At 47.0% G+C, this 17,339-nt stretch carries 13 protein-coding genes; 10 read left to right on the top strand and 3 right to left on the bottom strand.

Annotated elements, in window-relative coordinates; all coding sequences use genetic code 11:
• Positions 1–51: 51 nt before the first annotated feature.
• The gene (locus tag ACUYLD_RS10680) at positions 52–1,140 is read left to right on the top strand and encodes a site-2 protease family protein (protein ID WP_254351248.1); all 1,089 of its coding nucleotides are present in this window, start codon (positions 52–54) and stop codon (positions 1,138–1,140) included.
• A 152-nt stretch (positions 1,141–1,292) separates the two neighbouring features.
• On the opposite strand, the gene ACUYLD_RS10675 is transcribed toward ACUYLD_RS10680, so the two are convergent.
• Entirely contained in the window at positions 1,293–2,213 is a 921-nt protein-coding gene (locus ACUYLD_RS10675; RefSeq protein WP_250259472.1) for an AraC family transcriptional regulator, read from the bottom strand.
• A gap of 112 nt (positions 2,214–2,325) precedes the next feature.
• Here ACUYLD_RS10675 and ACUYLD_RS10670 point away from each other — a divergent pair, with 112 nt between their 5' ends.
• From ACUYLD_RS10670 to ACUYLD_RS10640, 7 genes are all read left to right on the top strand, one after another.
• Positions 2,326–2,520 carry an MFS transporter gene (locus ACUYLD_RS10670; RefSeq protein WP_322161728.1) on the top strand — a complete coding sequence of 65 codons (195 nt, stop codon included), beginning with the start codon at positions 2,326–2,328 and terminating at the stop codon, positions 2,518–2,520.
• 41 nt (positions 2,521–2,561) lie between these two features.
• Entirely contained in the window at positions 2,562–4,568 is a 2,007-nt protein-coding gene (locus ACUYLD_RS10665) for a beta-galactosidase (RefSeq protein WP_446674979.1), read from the top strand.
• A gap of 133 nt (positions 4,569–4,701) precedes the next feature.
• Positions 4,702–6,501, top strand: a complete 1,800-nt coding sequence (locus ACUYLD_RS10660) for a sensor histidine kinase (protein WP_446674978.1) — start codon at positions 4,702–4,704, stop codon at positions 6,499–6,501.
• Positions 6,498–7,565: a response regulator transcription factor gene (locus ACUYLD_RS10655; RefSeq protein WP_254351244.1), complete on the top strand. Its 1,068-nt coding sequence runs from the start codon at positions 6,498–6,500 to the stop codon at positions 7,563–7,565. Before ACUYLD_RS10660 ends, ACUYLD_RS10655 begins: the two co-directional genes overlap by 4 nt.
• Positions 7,566–7,784: 219 nt before the next feature.
• Positions 7,785–9,065, top strand: a complete 1,281-nt coding sequence (locus tag ACUYLD_RS10650; RefSeq protein ID WP_235307185.1) for an ABC transporter substrate-binding protein — start codon at positions 7,785–7,787, stop codon at positions 9,063–9,065.
• 37 nt (positions 9,066–9,102) lie between these two features.
• Positions 9,103–9,987, top strand: coding sequence for a carbohydrate ABC transporter permease (locus tag ACUYLD_RS10645; RefSeq protein WP_023986930.1), 885 nt, complete (start codon positions 9,103–9,105; stop codon positions 9,985–9,987).
• Positions 9,984–10,811, top strand: coding sequence for a carbohydrate ABC transporter permease (locus tag ACUYLD_RS10640; RefSeq protein WP_446674977.1), 828 nt, complete (start codon positions 9,984–9,986; stop codon positions 10,809–10,811). Before ACUYLD_RS10645 ends, ACUYLD_RS10640 begins: the two co-directional genes overlap by 4 nt.
• Positions 10,812–11,218: 407 nt before the next feature.
• Here ACUYLD_RS10640 and ACUYLD_RS10635 read toward each other — a convergent pair whose 3' ends face one another.
• Positions 11,219–11,617, bottom strand: coding sequence for a hypothetical protein (locus ACUYLD_RS10635; RefSeq protein WP_250259466.1), 399 nt, complete (start codon positions 11,615–11,617; stop codon positions 11,219–11,221).
• Positions 11,618–11,790: 173 nt separating this feature from the next.
• Here ACUYLD_RS10635 and ACUYLD_RS10630 point away from each other — a divergent pair, with 173 nt between their 5' ends.
• On the top strand, positions 11,791–12,837 hold the full coding sequence (locus ACUYLD_RS10630) for a hypothetical protein (RefSeq protein WP_134904622.1): 1,047 nt from the start codon (positions 11,791–11,793) through the stop codon (positions 12,835–12,837).
• Positions 12,838–13,106: 269 nt separating this feature from the next.
• Here ACUYLD_RS10630 and ACUYLD_RS10625 read toward each other — a convergent pair whose 3' ends face one another.
• Positions 13,107–16,406 carry a DUF5695 domain-containing protein gene (locus ACUYLD_RS10625; RefSeq protein ID WP_446674976.1) on the bottom strand — a complete coding sequence of 1,100 codons (3,300 nt, stop codon included), beginning with the start codon at positions 16,404–16,406 and terminating at the stop codon, positions 13,107–13,109.
• 151 nt (positions 16,407–16,557) lie between these two features.
• Between ACUYLD_RS10625 and ACUYLD_RS10620 the strand changes: the two genes are divergently transcribed.
• Complete coding sequence (locus tag ACUYLD_RS10620; RefSeq protein ID WP_446674975.1) at positions 16,558–17,196, top strand: pentapeptide repeat-containing protein; 639 nt, start codon at positions 16,558–16,560, stop codon at positions 17,194–17,196.
• Positions 17,197–17,339 lie beyond the last annotated feature (143 nt).

Raw genomic sequence — 17,339 nt, 5'->3', positions numbered from 1 at the left:
CTGCACATAGCAGGATACAATGGAAGTGTTAAAGAAAGGAGACGGATACCTTTGCAAAATGAAGAGAAAAAGACCGATTCCAAATCCGGCTCATCCAAATGGTACCTTGGTAGTGCAGCAGCATTGCTTCTTCTGAAAGGCAAGTCGTTACTTGCCCTTTTAAAATTCAGTAAATTTGGCGGTGCGCTGATATCTATGGCGATAACGATTAGCACATATGCGATCATTTACCCGTGGGGATTTGCGGTTGGATTCGTGTTGCTGTTGTTTGTGCATGAGCTGGGACATGTATTGGCTGCCAAGCGCAAGGGGCTTCCCGTGTCAGCACCGTTATTTATTCCTTTTCTCGGTGCGCTGATTACAATGAAACGGCAACCTTTGGATGCGCAGACAGAGGCTTATGTAGCCATGGGCGGCCCGTTACTGGGGACGGTTGGGGCTATGGCGGTATACGCAGGAGCCTATGCAACAGGCAGTCCCCTGTTGTATGCGCTCTCGTATGTCGGTTTTTTCCTGAACCTGATCAACCTGCTGCCGATTCATCCGCTCGACGGAGGACGGATTTCCACGGCAGTGACGCGTTGGCTGTGGCTGGTGGGCTTATTGGGTGGAATTGTAGTCGTAGTATATTTAAAATCCTTTTTATTTTTCTTCATATGGGCGTTCTTTGCCTACGATTTGTACAAAAAATATGTTAAACGCAATAAAGGAGAGGTCAAGATCCAATCCTTTTTGCAAAAGCCGCTGGTGAACGTACAGCATCTGTATGAGCAAGGATATCCACTGCCCGGACCGGAGCACACACGCAGATTATCCTTTAATACCTACTCGGATTTGGAGGGGCAGCAATATGTGACGGTGTATATGGAAAGTTTGGATGTGGAGCAGACACTTAAGCTGCCACAGCAGTGTCTTGTCCAGCATGTATGGCTGAACGGTGTGGAACATATACCGACGCCGGATGCGTACCAGCTCAGATTGCTGTGTGGGATTGATTACATTCCGTTTGAAAATGATAAATATTACGAAGTGCCCGCATCATCGCGCTGGAAATTTGGCATCAGTTACTTAGCTTTGGCCGTATTCCTGATGGGGATGATGTATGTGGTGCACCAGCATATAGGGGATATTAGGCTGTGATCTGAATAATGAGTGCTTGGTCAAGATTTTAGATCATTAAGGCAACGGTACAGCTTATAGAAAATAGAGACAAAAGAGCGTGACAACCGCGATATTCGGTGTCACGCTCTTTTTTTGGTTGAATAACACGGTGGAGCTTTTGCTATCCGTCCTTATATCTTAATCCTTTGTTCATCAGTAATCGGTTTTAACGTCTGGCGGTATTTAAGTGGGCTGGTGCCTGTCCAGCGCTTGAACTGTCTGCTGAAATGAGCCAGACTGGAGTATCCGAGCAGGGAAGCTACCTTGTTGAGTGGCAGATTGGGTTGCTGGATCAGCACCTTAGCCTCATGCAGCTTGGTCTCCGATAGATAGTGACGTGGAGAATAACCGTATACCTTGCGGAACACTTCCTGGGCATAGCCGGGACTGATCCCGAGGGAAGCCGCCACATCTTCAAGACGGAATGCTTGCTCGCCAGATTCATCTTCCCGATAAGGCTTAAACCTTGATTGAATGGCTTCCATGATGGCCTTGGCATATTGAACGGATGAAGGCGCAATTCTGGGCTCCAAACCGGTAGATATCATTTGCGAGAATATCCCGAATAGCTCAAATAAGGCAATTTGCATACGAAAACGGTCTGCTGTCGTATATTCTCCGCTTTCCTGCACCATGTCAATCCAGCTATGGACGACCTTTTGCAGCTTGGTATTCGTTTCAGTACCCGCTGGAAAAAAGAGCTGATTGCTCTTAATCATTTCCTGACGGAATAATGGATCATCGACATTAAAATGAGAGCTAAAATAGTACATGCCGTTTGGGGAAACACATTGACTAACATGCTTGAAACCCGGCGGAATAATTAAAATATCACCTTCCCCAACCGAATATACGTTATTTTCCATAATCGTTTCCTGACGACCTTCTAAAATGAGTGCAATTTCAAAACCGATATGAGACTCCTCCGGCATGCACCAATCCGCTTGGACCCGGTGAATATGGGCGCCAAAAAATTTCACATTCCAGTCAATAATGGGCAGCCATTGGCAATCATGAAATAGAGCTGGATCAACATCAGGATTTAATATCATCAGATCACCTTCGATTAGGGCAAATTTTACACCGCTTAGACAATCTCATTGTATCTAACATTTAACTATAATAAAAGAGCGTTTACAAATGCTATAGTATAAGCTTTTATATATAAAAGAAAGCGCTTGCTCTGCTATTTATACGGATTATGTTGGCATATCTGTTTCTATTATCAGTACTTTATTCGTACTAGCCCGTATATGGGATGCACTTAGCGCTCCGATCTTCAGCGTGATCATTGACCGGGCCAATCTAAAGGGCGGCTTGGTTCGTCTATATCTTGCACTTCGGAGCGACTGGAATTGAATTTTGCAAAATCCTGATGAACCTAATTGGAGGACGACTTGATGAAAAAGCTACTGTACGGTGTTGCCTATTATGATGAGTATATGCCTTATGACCGTTTGGACCAAGATATTCAAATGATGAAGGATGCGGGCATCAACGTGGTGCGGATTGCCGAATCCACTTGGAGTACGCATGAACCGCAAAACGGCGTGTTTGATTTTACTTCTGTGGATCGGGTGCTGGACGCCATGCATAAGGCGGGCATTGAAGTCATTGTGGGGACGCCCACCTATGCCGTACCCACATGGCTGGTGAAAGAGCATCCTGATGTATTGGCGACAACGCCTCAAGGTCCGGGCAAATATGGAGCTCGCCAGATTATGGACATTACGAACCCGGTGTACCTGTTCCATGCCGAGCGAATCATACGCAAGCTGATTGGGCGGGTGAGTCAGCATCCGGCGGTTATTGGCTTTCAGACGGATAACGAGACGAAGCATTACAACACGAGCGGGCCCAATGTGCAATTGCAATTTGTAAAGTATCTGCGGGAGCGGTTCGAATCGCTGGAGGAGCTTAACCGCAAATTTGGTCTGGATTACTGGAGTAATCGCATCAATAGCTGGGAGGACTTTCCTTCGGTGGTCGGAACGATTAATGGAAGTTTGGGCGCAGCCTTTTCCCAATTCCAGCGCAAGCTGGTGACGGACTTTCTGGCATGGCAGGTTGCGCTGGTGAATGAGTATAAGCGGGAGGACCAATTTGTTACGCAAAACTTTGATTTTGCGTGGAGAGGTCATTCCTTTGGTGTTCAGCCAGACGTGGATCACTTTGCGGCATCGCAAGCCTTTGATGTGACTGGGGTGGATATTTACCATCCATCACAGGATGACCTGACTGGCACTGAAATTTCCTTCGGTGGCGATGTGGCACGTTCGACGAAAAATAACAACTATCTAGTGCTGGAAACGGAAGCGCAGGCCTTTACCCACTGGGTTCCCTATCCGGGGCAATTGCGTCTGCAAGCGTTCAGCCATCTGGCTTCTGGGGCCAATATGGTGGCATACTGGCACTGGCATTCCATCCATAATTCCTTCGAAACCTACTGGAAGGGTCTGCTGAGCCATGATTTTGAGCCGAATCCTGTGTATGAAGAAGCACAGACCATAGGGAAGGATTTTGCAAGATTGTCTCCGCATCTGGTCAACCTGAAAAAGAAAAATAAAACGGCGATTCTGGTCAGCAACGAAGCATTGACGTCGATTGACTGGTTTAAATTTAATATGAGTAGCCCGTTAAATTACAATGACATCGTACGTCGTTTGTATGACGAGTTGTATAAACTGAATATCGCGACGGATATCGTTCATCCAGGTACAGAATCGTTTGACGACTATGATCTCTTGATCGTCCCAGTTCTCTATTCTGCCCCAGATGCACTACTGGAGAAGCTGAACCGATATGTGGAGAAAGGTGGTCATGTAGTATACACATTCCGAAGCGGATTTACCGACGAGCATGTGCAGGTAAGAACGTCCCGGCAGCCGGGCGTGATTAGCGAAGCCTGCGGCATTCATTACAGCTTGTTCGTGGAGCCGAAGAAGGTGACGCTTAAGAATAATCCTTTTGAGGTGGCAGCAGAGGACAATCAGGTAGATACGTGGATGGAGCTGATTACCCCGACGACTGCTGAAGTATTGGCCTATTACGATCATCCGCATTGGGGAAAATATGCCGCGATTACGCAAAACCGCTATGGTCAGGGAACAGCGACCTACATCGGCTGTGTCGTCAGCCCGGCGGTTATCCGCGAACTACTCAGCTCTGTAGCCAAAAAGGCAGGAGTATGGGGACTGGATCAGGAAGCGTCTTATCCGATCATTGTTAAATCCGGCACGAATGAGCTGGGACGGACAATCCGGTACTATTTTAACTATTCCGAACAAGCAGGCTCGGTGGTATATCCTCATGGAGACGGCAAGGAGCTGATTGGGGAGCATGCGGTTACCCAAGAGCAAACGCTTACATTAGAGCCTTGGGGTGTTATAATTATCGAAGAAGCGTAAATGATGAATAGTGAGCCGAAACCGACTCACGAATAATATCATATAGGTATTCTCCGGGAGTATCCGGTACATGAAGCGCCCCTGCGAATTGCGGGGCGTTTTCGCATATGGCTGAATAGAGGAGTGCATCGCTATGACAACCCGAGCAGTCCACTGGTTCCGGGCGCTGACGGCCCCGTATCGACGCAGCATTCAGCTCAAGCTGATCTTGACGATGATTGTTCTATCTGTGCTGCCGGTCATTGCTGTCACGGTGCTGGCTGCGGAAAAAAGTAGAGCTTCCATGGAAGCTGAAGTAGTAGAGACGAACATGTCCAATATGAAATGGACGGGGATCTATATCAGCGACCAGCTAGATCGTCTAAATCATCTGATTTACAGCATTCAGATCAGCCCTGATCTGAGCGATTATTTGAATGAGCGCGAGCCTGACAATCTTTCAAGCCAATTTAATGCCCAGCGAAAAATGCTGAATACGATGGCGAATGTGTATTATTCGGCCGGAAGTCATGTGATCGGCATCCAGCTTTATTTGAAGCAATCGCAAACCTTGTTTACCTTCAATAGTATGCAAAATGAAATTACGACAGTGAGCGGTATTCCCCCACAGTATACCGAGATGTGGCAAGCGAATAAGGATTATTCGATTCGTCCAAGCTCTGCTGACCCGGAACGCTTTATTTTGACGCGCAGTATTCGGCGTTTTGAAGACCAGAAGCAGACGGGGGCTATTTCTTTGGATGTATTGTGGTCGCAATTCGATCAGACGCTGGGCCTGCTGGGACGAGGGGATCAGCATCAGGTGCTTATTACAGATGCAGATGGCGGGGTTATGTATCCAGCACAGGCTCGGCAGTCGCCTCCTCCTGCAAGTGTGCTGTCAGCTCTTCATGACGTTAAGCCGGGCCCCGGGATGATTCAAACTGCTGAACATTATGTATTCTATAATGATCTGGATGTAGTTGGGCTGAAGCTGGTCAAAATCGTACCTACTTCCTCCATTAACCACAGCGCTTTTTCAACGATGCTGTATGGTATTATCGTCGGCGTAATTTCAATCCTGGTTTCCATCTGCATTGCCGTTTTCATCGCATGGCGGACTGCACGTCCGATTGTTCATTTGGCGCGTTCCGTACAGGAGTTGGATATGATCAAAGGACCGATTGGACAGCCAAGTACACGCCCGGATGAGATAGGGCTGCTGGAAAGAAGTCTGCATGGGATGGCAGGCCGAATTCGCGAGCATATTCAGGCGGAATACAGTATAAATTTGCAAAAAAAGACGGCTGAATTGAAAGCGCTCCAAGCGCAGATTCATCCACATTTTCTGCAAAATACGCTGCAAATGATCGGAAGTATGGTGTTTTCGCAAAAGCCGGAGGACACCTATGAAGTCATTCGGTCGCTGAGTGAGATGTTCCGTTACGTGGTACGGGAACCTCAGGATTTGGCCTCTTTACGCGCAGAGCTCGACCATGTGGGACACTATATGCGCATCCAGCAACGGCGATTTCCACAAAGATTGGTGTTTCAGGTGGAGACGGAAGAACAGGCGATGGATATTCGATTGCCTAAGCTATCGCTTCAGCCATTGTTGGAAAACGCGTTTCAGCACGGTCTTGATCGAAAGGCGGGGGCATGGAGAATGGGGATTCGGGTGGAGATTATGAAAGAAGATGTGTGTATTACGGTTTGCGATAATGGAAACGGCATGGCCCCGGACAAGCTGGAAAAAGTACGGGCAAGGCTGGAAAACGCGTCGGAGGAACCGATCTGGGCGCAGGGTAGTCATATCGGATTGAGCAATGTGTCTTCACGCATACGGATGAATTTTGGAGTGCGCTACGGAGTGACGATAGATAGTGAGCAGGGAGTCGGTACACGTGTCACTATCCGCATTCCATTTACCTCAGCAGAGGAGGGAAAAGTATGATCAGAGTATTAATTGTGGACGATGAGCCGTGGAACCGCGATATTCTAAAGACATTTGGCACATGGGAAAAACTTGGAATGTTGGTAGTAGGGGAGGCTGAAGACGGAGACGAGGCGTTCAGGCTGGTCGGGGAGTTAGCTCCCCATATTGTGATTACTGATATGCACATGCCGGGTGCGGACGGAGTGGAGCTGCTGCAAGCGCTAAATAACCATTGTCCTGATGTAAAAATCATTGTCGTGAGCGGATATGATGACTTTGCGTATGCCAAACATGCCATCCGTTACAAGGCCGTCGATTATTTGTTAAAGCCAGTCAATCCTGCAGAGCTGAATGCAGTGTTGCTCAAATGCAAAAACGATCTGGAGGTCAAGGCTGCTGAACAGCAGCAAGAAGCGACGGAGCTGGATTATGAGTTTTTTCACAAGCTGACCCGGTATAAGCAACTGCTGCGTCTTTATTTTAATGAGTTGAACCGTGACGGGGTGAACATAACTTGTAGGCAGGTTATGCAGGAGCTGGAGAGTTATGGAGCACCAAGTCCACATATGCTGGGCAGGCTGGTGCAGGAGCTTCTTTCCCTGCTAAAAGAGCTCGCAGCGGATAACGGGCTGGGTACTTCTACGGCAAAGGCAGGATTCCCACTGTCGCAGGATGCCGTATCCTCTGTAGAACATGCGCTGGAATTCGTATCGTCGTGCTATGTTCAGGAACTGGATCAGCTCATTCGGCAGCGGAAATACAAAAACAAACTGAATTTAGAAGAAGTACGGCGATATATCGACAGTCACTTTGCTGGGCCGATTACACTGGAGCAGTTGGCAAAAAACTTTTTTGTGAGCAAAGAGTATATGAGCAAGGTATTTAAGCAGGAGTATGGTCAAAATGTAACGGACTACATTGTAGAGCGAAGAATGGAAAAGGCGCGGGAATGGCTGGTCAATAAACAGATTTCAATCAAAGCAGTCGCGGAGATGGCAGGATATGAGGATGTGTCTTATTTCTATCGGGTATTTAAAAAGCATTTTGGCATGGCACCCGGTGAAATGAGGAAGGAAGTTTAAAAAAGTCCAATCCAATAAGCTAAGGGTGTCCAATGGCAGAAGTGACCTCTCATTCTATAATGAAAGCGTATACAAAACGAGCAGTACAAAGGAATTTGGCCTTTATGAAGTTTGCACAGAGCTGAATAGAGGTTGAAGACCGGCGGCATAGCTGCTTTGAATAACAACTGATTTGCCGATGGGCAACAGTTATTTTCAAAATAGGGGAGGTCATTTTTCATGAAAATGTGGAAATGTGTATTGAGCACGATGCTGGTTGGCACGTTATTGGCCGGGTGTGGAGCGAATTCTTCAGGCAGTGACAGCAACGGTTCCGGTGGAGACGGCAAAACGGTGAATCTCAAAATGTTTATTGCTCAGCCCCGTTTGAAGGAGCACTACGATAAATACATTAATGCTTTCGTAGCGAAAGAGAAGAAAGATAAAAATATCGACGTTACGGTGCAACTGGAGATGCCGCCTGCTGACAACGCCGCACAAATTTTGAAGACAAGACTTGCATCCAACGATGCGCCGGACGTATTTGCATTGCACGCGGTGAATGAAATTCCTCCGTTTTATAAAGCGGGCTATTTGGAGGATTTGTCCGGTCAGCCTTTTGTCAACAAATTGATGGATAGTGTGAAGCCTTCGGTGACAACCAAAGACGGAAAGGTCGTAGCTGTTCCTTTAGAAACGATCTCATGGGGCTATTTGTACAATAAAAAGATATTTAAGGATTTGGATTTGCAGCCGCCGGGAACGTTGACCGAAATGAAAGCTGTGGTGGAGAAGCTGAAAGCGAATAATGTGAAACCGTTCCTGTTGTCTTACAAGGAATCCTGGATTCCACAGCTGTTCGTGCCTCTGACAGCAGGTGCGATGATGAACACACAGAATAAAGATTTTATCGAACGGATGAATCAGGACCAAGGCTCCTTTTCCGAAATGAAGAGCATGTTCGATATTATTGATCTGGTGAATAGCAACGGTACTGACAAGGCGCTGGAAATCGGCGGGGATGATGGATCGGCTGCGTTTGCCTCGGGTAAAGCGGCGATGTGGATTCAAGGACCGTGGTTTGCGGAAACGATTTTAAAATCTGATCCGAAGATGGATTTTGGGGTAGCAGCGCTGCCGATCAATGACGATCCCAATGCGACATTGATCAATTTGTCCACTTCGACTTCGCTGGCTGTATCCTCCACAAGCAAGAACAAGGAGGTTGCGCTCGATTTTGTTAACTATGTGCTGGATGACAAGGATTCTAGCGCGTTCTATGAAGCATTGAAATTTAATCCGATCTCCAAAGTGCATACGTTTAAAAGCTATCCTTGGGTTAATGACGCTACCGAATACGTGAAAGCAGGCAAGTCGTACCAAGATCCATCTATCCCGCAAGCGGTTAAGGACGAGGCAGGCAAATCGCTACAATCCTATTATGCTGGTCAGCTCTCGCAGGATGACGTCATTAAGGCGCTGGATAAGGCATGGAAATCGTATAACAAAGTGAACAAGTAACGGTAACCTATAGATTACACCAGGAGGGAGAGACTCCATGCCTTTTAAAATCTATAAAAAATACGTCATGCTACTGGCGTTTACGGCTCCGGCGCTGATCTTTTATGCTATCTTCCTGCTCATTCCAACGATCAGCGGCATGTACTACAGCTTTACAGACTGGAACGGATTGAATCCCAATTACAGCTTTATCGGCTTGGGGAACTTTGTGGAATCGTTGAAGGAAGACCCCGATTTTCTCAATTCCCTTTGGTTTACTCTTAAATACGTATTAGTGATGATTGTGCTGCAAAATGTACTGGCACTGGCTCTGGCAGTGTTGATTGAGTCGCGTACACGTACCAAAGGATTTTTCCGGACGATATTTTTCATGCCCAATATGATCAGTACCATTATTAGCGCATTTATGTGGACATTCGTTTTTTCTTCCGTGCTGCCACAGATCGCCGAAAAGACGGCTATCGCCTTTTTGGGCCAATCGTGGCTGGGCGATCCGAAGGTATCTTTCTTCTCTATCATTATTGTGTCGCTCTGGAATGGTGTCGGCTATATGATGATCATCTATCTGGCTGCGCTTCAAGGTGTACCACAAAGCTTGAAGGAGGCTGCTATTATTGACGGGGCGAACGCATTTCAGACATTGCGAAGCGTAACGATGCCGATGATTACTCATGCGATTACGATCTGTTTCTTCCTGACGCTGAATGGTGCCTTCAAGGTGTACGAGGTCGTATACGGACTGACTGGCGGGGGGCCGGGGCGCAGTACACAGGTGATTACGATGAACATTTATGAGGAGGCGTTCTCCAACAACTTCCGTTATGGTTATGCGAGCGCCAAATCTGTTATTTTGTTCGCGATCGTTCTTATTTTCACCCTGATTCAGTTGCGCGTCATGAAGAAGAGGGAGGTGGAGGCATGAGGCTGAAGAAAGCCAATTCCTTACTGATTACGCTGATTCTGTGCGTGGGCGCTGTTGTGTCCTTCTTCCCAATCTACATGGCGGTAATTAACTCGTTTAAAACACAGGGTGAGATGTTTGCATCCTTTACGGCGCTGCCGACGAAGCTTCACTTTGAAAATTACAGTCAGGCTTTTCATCAGACTCATTTGCTGAACAGCGCTCTTAATTCCATGATTATTTCTTTTATCGGCATTGGTGGCATTGTGATCTGTTCGGCACTGGCAGGCTACAAGCTGTCTCGTACACAGGGGAAACTGAGCGGTGCGATTTTCTTCCTGTTTGTCGCATCGATGCTGGTACCGTTTCACTCTATTATGATACCGCTTACGCGAATGGCAAAAGATTTGTCCGTTCAAGGCAGTACGTACGGCTTGGCCCTGATCTATATCGGCTTGGGTGTGAATATGGCGATCTTTTTGTATCATGGATTCGTCAAATCCATCCCGCGTGAGCTGGAAGAATCCGCACAAATGGACGGCTGTAATGAGTTTCAAACGTTCTTTCGCATTATATTTCCTTTGCTGCTGCCAATCACAGTTACCATCGCGATTTTGGATTTTCTGTGGATTTGGAATGACTTTTTGCTTCCATTGTTAATGCTGACGGATGTGAACCATTACACCCTGATTCTCTCGACCAATATGCTGTTTGGAGAGTACAACAAGGATTGGTCGCTTATTCTGGCCGCACTTGTGCTGACCTCCATCCCGGTTATCCTGATCTATGCATTCTTTCAGAAATTCATTATGGAGGGCATCGCAGAGGGAGCGGTTAAGGGATAAGGTGGAAAGCCTTCCTATCAACAAGGAAGGCTTTTTCTCTGATTCAGCTTTTTTCGCGCCAACGTTTCAATAAAAAGATAGGAAGGGTTACAAAAAAAATTGCAAAGGCTACAATGATCCACCACTGAGGGTCAATGATATACAACACGACTCCGATCAGCAGAACTGTTGTTATTATGGAAATTCTCACTTTCAACATTGTTCTCTTACTCACCCTAGCTTCTAATTTTGGCAACGTTATGAGGGAGATTGCAGTTAACGCAGCAAAAAATATGGAGGTAAATGAATTATAGATAATATCAGCTCCTTGATCTAATTACCCACCCAGGATTGTTCGGAATTAATGTGATAAAACAGAAACCCCCCGCTGAGGAAGGCTTTTGTTTTGGAACGACGCACATCCAACGTTACTTCGAGAAAATACTTATAATAAAAAATAAAAGCGAAATGATGATCAAAGTTAGATATATACTAGAAACCCGTTTTCCGATCGTAGCTCCAAACTCTTTAGGATTTTTATATCCAATGATTAAACTGGGAATAAAAAAAATACTGGATAGAAAAATGGTGTAGTGAAACCTAGTATTATCAACACTGTTAGACCAGGCGGGCAATCCTAAAAAGGAAAGCAACTGGTCTCCCAATATGTAATTGCCAAATTCGAAAGAAACAGCCATACCAAGAAGAGATAAAAGCAGTGAAAGTGATCCCCAACCTATTTTTTTTCTGTTGTTTCTCAACCATTCAAAGATAATTAGTAAAATTACAATTGCTTGTATGCTGTATGTCAACATGATTGAAAACATAAAGTACCTCCTCGAACATTAGAATCAAATGATAAGATGTCAATTTCGGAAATGAGTATACCATTTTTTGGAATGTTTTCATATGCCTTTCAATACAGCGATCGTAAGATCAAAAGGAACGCGAAGCGGCCTTAGCCATACAATATTTCATCTGAATGTAAAAGGAGATGATTATGTTGGCTACCTTCTCGGCCGCGCTTCAAGTGAAAAAGCGGATGGCCAAGCGAGTCTTAAAAATGTCCGGTGTCCACGGCATTGGCGTAGGATACAGGGACCCTGCCCATCCTAAAAAGGGAGCCGCTGTCATTGTGTATACGGACCGTCTAGCGTCGGCCTCTACTGGACTCCTGTCGGCCACCGCCTTAGGAAAGAAAACGAACGTTCCAGTCCGAATTGTAAAAACTGGAAAGATCAGAGCCAATGCCACGGACTACAAAGTGCGCATACGCCCGGTCATCGCCGGCTACAGTGTCGGGACGATTGAAGGCTCCGGTTCAACCGGACTCATCGTTGCCCCAACTGGAGCGCCGGCGACGCGTTATCTTTTTAGCAATAACCATGTCCTTAATCCCTCCAATACAGACAATCGGGAGGCTACAATACAGCCAGGCGGAGCCGATGGGGGGACGGTTACTCAGGATCGTATAGGAAGGCTGTATCGTTACGTACGCTTGAATCCCACCGGTACAAACCTGATTGATGCGGCGCTTTCGCTTCCGACCCGTAACAACCTACTCAATCCGCGTTACGCTACGGTAGGAGCGATTCCAGGTCATGTTACCGCATATCGCATAGGAGAAAGATTGAAGAAGGTTGGGCGTACGACCGGACGGGTTAATGGCACGGTAGAGTCCGTCTATACGGACCTGCAAATCAATTATGGCGGGGAGTTGGGCCTGCTGACCTTCGAAGATCAGACGGTTATTAGAGGTACGACTCCCGTATCACTACCTGGGGATTCTGGCTCTGTATGGCTCAGACAGTCAGATAATTATGCAGCTGCGGTCAACTATGCAGGCACGGCAGATGGTCGCTTATCCATAGCCTTTCCGGTGCAGTGGGCGATGCAGGTATTCAACACACGGGTAGCCCGCCCCAACGGGGCAGGCAGGGTGCTCAGGGTAGATACAGGTTCTTCCCCTCGCTCCTATACTAGGCAGCTCACCAGTGAGGAACTGGTTCGCTTAAGACCAAGAACGACACGCATTAGACGGAGCTAAACGCTCTCCAGATGGAAAAGCTGCCGCTGATCGTCCCGATAAAGCGGTCGCTTTAAAAGCTTTCCGAAGGACTGCTTGCTTCGGAAGCATCATCTCCCCGGATTTCTCCCCTGATTATAGACTTAACTTAAGTAATCCGGGGGTGGAGCTAATATAGCAAGAATCATTCACGATACCAATCATTTACGACGATAATGATTCACGACGCAAATCATTCACGGTACAAATCATTCATAATCTAAAACGTTAACGGCATGAATGAATACATTCTAATCTGCTCCTTCAGCATATGAATGGGCTCCCACATCATGGGCTGTAATGGTGCTGCTTGCCGAGGCCAAGCCCCGGATTTCCTGAGCGGTTAGGGCTCTGTTGTAAATAATCAGTTCATCCACTGCACCGTTCAGGTAGGGATCATCAAACTGGGATTTCCCAATGTAGTTCCGGTCTGTCAGTCCAAGGCTGGATGGCTTCAGCGTCATGTTCGTGTTACGCGTCGCCTCTACACCGTCCAGATACATCATTCCAGTATTGCCTGACAAAGTCACGGCGACATGCTTCCAAACCCCTGTTGCCAGCTCTGGCGCATTCAACTGTTGTTCCTCTCCGTTCCCCGAGACGGTGATAGCAAAGCGCATACCGGTTCCCTCGGCTTTGGGTGTCAAAAACATATACCGATTCGTGCCTGCCCCAAAATCAAACAGGCGTGCCCAGCCGTTATGCGTGTTCACCCGTACCCACGCGGCAATCGTAAAGTCATTTAGGCTGCTAACGATACCACCGGGCAGGCTAGCATAGGCGTCTGTACCGTTAAAGTGCAGGGCATTGCCTTTCCGTCCGGCTCCCCACGCACCTTCATTTACACTGGCCTGCTGTCCATAACCTGACGAATCGGCTGCGGTAGATCCGGCCGTTTCGTCAAATTCATAACGGGCTACAATGTCTCCGGCGGGAGACGGGTTGTCTGTACTCGACTGGATACGGATATCATAGTTGGCTGCCGTACCGATATTCAGTCTGACCGTGGTCGTAGAGCTGTTAGCAGCCGTGACTGATCCGTTTTTTGTGCCGTCTACGAGCACGTCATACGTACCTGCCGCAAGTCCGGTCAAGCTCATAACGGTGGTGTGAGTCGTGCCTGGGGTCATGTTTTTCAGCTTCAGGCGGATGCTGTTCTTGGACTTAGACACGATGTCCGAGCTATATTGGTCCCGATTCAGCTCCAAACTCAGCTTTTGGGTGATCAGATGCAGTCGCTGGAATACACCGTCCTTTGGAGTGATCGTGTAGCTGTTACTGCTTTCTGTAACGTCACAGCCATAGCCGAACAAGCCGAATATTGGATCTACAGCAACATCCGAGCTTAGGATTTTAATGGCTCCAAATAGCCCCAAGTCGGCTTCCCCGGACATCCCGCGCCATCCGTTAAAGAGGGGGCCGCCGTCCAGACCGAGTGCGCCATAATTGCCCTTGCCCGCCTGATATGTCCACGATACCGCCCCGATATTGGCAGGATCAGAGCTGATCTGTCCCGAGTTAATCGCCCCGATGTTCGCCAGCTTGGCGGCATAGGACAGACGCTGATCCACTTCGGGCTTGGACGAATGCCGACGTGTCCAGTCATCCATCGCATAGCCGGCCAGTGAAGTGGTGTACTGGAAGTTCCACCAATTCTCTCCGGTGATGGTGACCGGATCGGCGTAATAGTACCAGACAGGCATCTGACCGCGTGCAGCACGCGTTTTGGCGTTGATTTTGCTCATCATGGTCGTGTTGTTGTTCATTTTGGCGAGTGTATATACGGCTTCTTCACCTGTATTGTCATAGTTATACTCAGAGCCATAAGGATAGGTGGTGTTTTTGAAATTGTTATACTTGGTAGCCATTTTGGCAATCAGGTCGTTAGCCTCGGTGGTCAAGCCTTCTTCCTGAAGCGCTTTAATCATATCAGGTGTAGTTAGCTCACCCATGAGTCCCGTGTTCCAATTATAAGCAACAGGGCCTTCATACAACGCTTTAAAAATACGATAAGCACGTAGCAAATATGTGTTTTTGCTATTGCGATAGCTGATCAGGTTGGGATACAGCTTGGCAAGTTTATACATGCTAAAAAATGTATTATAAATGTGCGGATAGGCATAGCCCCGGTACGTTGGTGTCGTATTAGGCTGCGGCATCAGGAAATCAGGAACCAGATAATCGGTATGATGGCCTTCCATCAAATTCGTCCAGATGGCCACCTCCAAATAATCATCGACTGCCTTGATTTCAGATGCTACGGGCTTCTGAACGTTTTTCTCCGCCAGAAACTGGCCGTGAGTTAGTCCCCAATCATCACCCCAGCCCCAGTAGCCAGCAAAGCTGTTGCGTTTGGCCTTGTATTGCATCATCCAGTCATCAAAGACCTTGTCCCTCAGGTCGCCCGGCACGTTCCATTGGGTGCTGTTGACCATGAAGGTAGAGTGACGCTGAAGTGCAGCTTCGACTGGCTCGATGGCATAGAACTGGAGAACGGTTTTTTCGCCGTTACCATAGTTTACAGTAATATTGTTATGTCCCAGTCGTCCCAGTGTAAGTTCATATATTTTATGGTTTGTAGGGGCTGTTTCCAGATAGCTGATGGTCGTTTCGGACGGATATTGCGCTGTGACAGAAGTAATGGATTTGCTGGTATGCAGATCGAATTTGGCCTTGAGATTGGTCGGGAAAATCATACCCGGAACCACGGTCACATCCACATGTCCCTCACTGTACAGCCTGTCCTTTACAGCCTGCTCGTCCGCTACTTTATAAAATTTAAAGGCATACGTTTTGCTTTCACCAGGAGCCAGCGACAGACTGGTGCTTTCGAGATAACCACGGTTGGTGCTCTTGATGACATTGGAGTGGATATAGAACACATTCAGTCCTTCGGACCAGCCGCCTTGCTCCATAGCCCAAGTGCAGCCGGGATGCTCCTCAGTTCTCCAATGGTCCTGATATTCGAGACCAGCACCCGTTGAGGCATCAGGGATTAGCAGTACATACGGTCCGATGCCGCTAGGTCGTCCGGCGGTAATAAAGGAGCTATTATGGCCTACAAAGGAGTGTGAGAGTACTCTGGTTTCATAAATTTGTTCATTATTGCCACCGGACCAGTACTCGTTAAACGGAAGCGGCAGTCCCCAATCTCCGATCTCCAGCGTTTGATTAGAGGTGTTTGTTACTTTCATTTGCCAATGCAAATAATCGTTAACCAACGAATAAGTTTCATGTAAAATGAAATTACGTATTCCCTGATTGTTTGATGAATTCTGATAGGCTACCTGGACACTGTTTCCAGAAGAGGTGATCTGGCGCGCATCAGCAGAATTACTTGTCCATGCCCGAGTCCACGCTCCGTTGCCGAGACGATAGGTGAACATGAGTTCACCCAGCCACTGATGATCCGACGTATTCTGTTTAGGTGCGTTGGAGCTATTCATGACATAGTTGGTATTAAAAGTGTCCCCTACCAGCTGTAAGGAAGAGAGATCGCCGTAATCTCCGACAGAGATGGAGAACACTTGATTAGATAGTTGTACTGCCATGCTATCAACCTCCTAACAAAGGTTCGTGAGCGTGCTCACTACGTTAATATATGTGTGAGAAATACTTTTGCTACCCTATGTATGAGAATTGATAGAAAATAGATTCATATAAATGTCCTAGAGGGCGCTCAATCGTGGAGGTAGAGGTATTATGAAAATTAAAATGGAGTTGCCGAAGATTCCTGTCGACTTGCCCGTATTAAATGAAGAAATGTATTCCTTACGATCCAAAGGCGAATATCGTATGGGGTCTGTAGAAGATATGATTTTGGATAATGTGGAAGCGGTTAAGGTTTCATTAGAGAAGATGACTTTTAAAAATGTAACGATCCTGGAATCGTCATTGCCGGAAAGTGAATGGACAGACGTCATTTTTGATAAATGCGATCTGTCTAATGTTCATTTTTCCGGTTCCTTTATCCATCGGGTAGAGTTCAGGAACTGCAAATTGCTTGGAACAGACTTTTCCAGAAGCAGGCTCCAAAACGTTCGTTTTTCGGATTGCTTAGGGGATTATTCGATGTTCCGTTTTGCTAATTTTAAGCAAGTTGGTTTTGAAGATTGTTCTTTAATAAGTGCCGATCTGTATCATTTAACACTACAAAAAACCTTTTTTAACCGTTGCAATCTGGATCAAGCGATGCTATCCGAGTCCAAGCTCAAAGGGATTGATCTGAGCGATTGCGAATTTGATGGGTTACAGGTGGAGATAGAAGATTTGAATGGCTGCATCATTTCACCGCATCAGGCTTCATCATTTGTAGGGCTGTTGGGGCTAGTGATTAAATAAGGGATTCCTCACTGATTTTTATTACGGCCCCATGCCTGGCGCAGACGTTTAATATGATGTTTGCTTATCATCCGTAAGGGGTCTATGTTCCGCCCATAACAAAAAAAGATCCGCCTAAGCGGATCTCTTGCATTTATTGATAG

Source organism: Paenibacillus sp. SER-28 (genome assembly GCF_052906305.1).
This window is presented reverse-complemented; position numbering and strand designations above follow the sequence as displayed.